Annotated in this window: 2 protein-coding genes; both read right to left on the reverse strand. The window is 76.7% G+C overall.

What is annotated here, in order from left to right; translation table 11 throughout:
• Window positions 1-11: 11 nt before the first annotated feature.
• A complete protein-coding gene (locus tag E1266_RS37235; RefSeq protein ID WP_132055276.1) occupies window positions 12-263 on the reverse strand; it encodes a hypothetical protein in 252 nt (83 codons plus the stop codon).
• Window positions 264-331: 68 nt separating this feature from the next.
• A partial coding sequence (locus E1266_RS37240; RefSeq protein ID WP_243719378.1) for an NAD-dependent epimerase/dehydratase family protein occupies window positions 332-1,499 on the reverse strand: 1,168 nt, incomplete at its 5' end.

Below are 1,499 nucleotides of genomic sequence, written 5' to 3' on the forward strand. Positions count from 1 at the left end.
GGCGGGGTCGGTCAGCCGCCCAGGCTGTCGAGGGCGACGTCCAGGCGCTGGGCGAGCCGCTCGATCTGCTCCTCGTTGGCGCCGGTGTCCAGTTCGGCGATCACCGCGTCCCGGGTGGTGACGACCAGCGCCTCCTCGGGGCCGTCGCCGCGGGACGGGTCGGCGGGCACGACGGTGGCCTCACCGCCCACGACGACGAGCGCGGCGTCGCGTTCACTGGAGGCCAGCAGGGCGTGCAGGTGGTCGGATGTGATCGTGGGCATGTGGTGACCTCCGGTTGATCCTCGCCGGTTCGCGTCGACGTCCGGCCCGGTGTGGTGACGCCGCCGAGTCAGGGCCTGCGGCCGATGCCGGTGGCGAACTCGCGGATCCGGCCCGGCCCGCCGGTCCGCGGGGACAGCGGCGGGGTGTCGCGCCCCGCGGCGGTGCGCAGCCCCTCCAGCAGCTCCCGGACCGCGTCGCGGGAGGTGTGCCGCGGTGTCCAGCCCAGCTCGTCCCGCGCCCGCGACACGTCCATGATCGGCACTTCCATGGCCAGGTCGAACAGGCCGGGCGAGGCGGGCACCAGGTGCAGCGACCACGCCGCGGCCAGCGCGGCCCGCACCCCCCGCGCCGGGACCCGCACCGTGCGGGCCCCCAGCAGGTCGGCGAGCCCGGCCGCGTCCAGCACCGGGTCGGCGGCGATGTTGAACGCGCCGCGGACGTCGCGGGTGGCGGCGAGCCGGAACGCCTCCCCGGCGTCCGCGGAGTGCAGCGCCTGCAGCCGCAGCCCCGGCAGGTCCGGGACGGCGGGGATGAGGTCGGGGCGGGCCAGCCGCCCCGGCAGCAGCGGCCCGGCGAACAGCCGCCGCTGCTCGGACGCGCTCTGCCGCTCGAAGATGAAACCGGGCCGGATCCGCACCACCCGGCAGCCCGGGTTGACGGCCTCGAACGTGTCCAGCAGCCGCTCGACGTAGGCCTTCTCGCGGCTGTAGGCGGCGCCGGGCCACCCGTGCGTGGGCCACGACTCGTCCACGCCGCGGTCCTTGGGCCCGGGGGAGTAGGCGCCCACCGACGAGGAGTACACCAGCGCGGGCACACCCGCCTCGGCGACCGCGTCGAACACGCGGGAGCTGCCGACCGCGTTGGCGTCCCACGTCACCGCCGGGCGGTGCGTCGGCTGGAACAGCCACGCCAGGTGCACCACGACGTCGGCGCCGCGCAGCAGCGGGACCAGGTCGCTGTCGGTGACGTCGGCCTCGGCCCACTCGACCTTCCCGGCGCCGTCCGGGGCGTCCTCGCCCAGGACCGCGCCGGGGCCGGGTTCACGGCGGGCCAGGCCGGTGACCGAGGTGACGGTCGCGTCCGCGGCGAGCGCGCGGACGGTATTGGTGCCGATGTTGCCGGTCGCGCCGGTCACGACGACGCGCATGGCGGCCTCCCCCTCGTCGGCCGTCCCCGCGGGCCCGTTCCCGCAGGTGGACGGGACCGCCCCATTCCCGCCCCGCACCGTTCTATGC

Origin of the sequence: Actinomadura sp. 7K534 (assembly GCF_004348575.1) — a bacterium.
GTDB lineage: Bacteria > Actinomycetota > Actinomycetes > Streptosporangiales > Streptosporangiaceae > Spirillospora > Spirillospora livida.

Bases quoted from the DNA above. Each gene is read 5' to 3' on its own strand.
- E1266_RS37235 (WP_132055276.1), bottom strand. From the start codon at position 263: ATGCCCACGATCACATCCGACCACCTGCACGCCCTGCTGGCCTCCAGT.